2 protein-coding genes are annotated in these 806 nt (G+C 62.8%); both read right to left on the bottom strand.

Features of this window, described 5'->3' with window-relative positions:
* On the bottom strand, positions 1-414 hold a 414-nt coding region (locus JW897_RS24110), incomplete at its 3' end, for a Tli1a family immunity protein (protein WP_205467933.1).
* A 2-nt stretch (positions 415-416) separates the two neighbouring features.
* The coding region (locus JW897_RS24115) for a hypothetical protein (RefSeq protein ID WP_205467934.1) at positions 417-806 on the bottom strand (390 nt) is incomplete at its 5' end.

An 806-nucleotide genomic window follows, 5' to 3' on the forward strand; every position in this document is an offset into this window, starting at 1 on the left:
ACTCTCATAGCGCGGGATTTCGACGGTGGCGCGGTGTTGGGTGTAGTTGGCCGCATGGCGTTTATAGGCAAGAACGTCATATTGCCCGGTCTTATCTAGTGCAATTGGAGCATCGGGGGTCGGGTCTTTTTCCCACTCGACGGTGGCCATCAGTCCGGGCCGCCACTGGCGCGGCAGCGAGGCGCAGCAGGATTGTGAACCTCCATAACTATTGAACGGGCCGATGTTGTGCCCGCCGGCGCGGTTGACGCTGAAGCGGTTGATGGCGGCCGAGGTGTGGTTGTAGCCCTCGACGCCGGCGGGGACCATTTCCGTGGCCGGGTTGGTGCCCATGGCCTGGACCGGCAACAGCATGGCGAAGGCCAGCAGGGCCAGGCTGGCTTGGGAGGACCGCCAGGCGGCGAACTCAGACATGGTCAACTCCTTTCTTGCGGTGATGGGAAACGGCACAAGCGGGTCAGCACGGAAACACAGGGAAAAACGCGGCGCGGGCTTTGGGGGTGTTGTCCGTGTCCTTCCGTGTGTTTCCGTGGCTGATGGCGACGTGATAAGGCCGGGCGATATGGGAAGTGCCGCGCGGGCTTGGCCTGGCTATCGGATTCCTCGTGCTTATTGCTGCCGTCGAAGAACAGCGAAATAGTCAGGCTCTTGGTGCAGGTGGGCGAGGCGTAGACCGGCCCGCCCTCGGCGGCGGCCTTGCGGCGGCGGTATTTCTCATCGCTGAGGTCACGCTCCTTCAACTGCTCATTGTTCAGCCGCTGCCGGTAATTGAGCGGCAGCAGGCCGTTCTCCGGAAAGGGTTCGGC

Source organism: Chromobacterium alkanivorans (genome assembly GCF_016937655.1).
GTDB classification, from domain to species: Bacteria; Pseudomonadota; Gammaproteobacteria; order Burkholderiales; family Chromobacteriaceae; genus Chromobacterium; species Chromobacterium alkanivorans.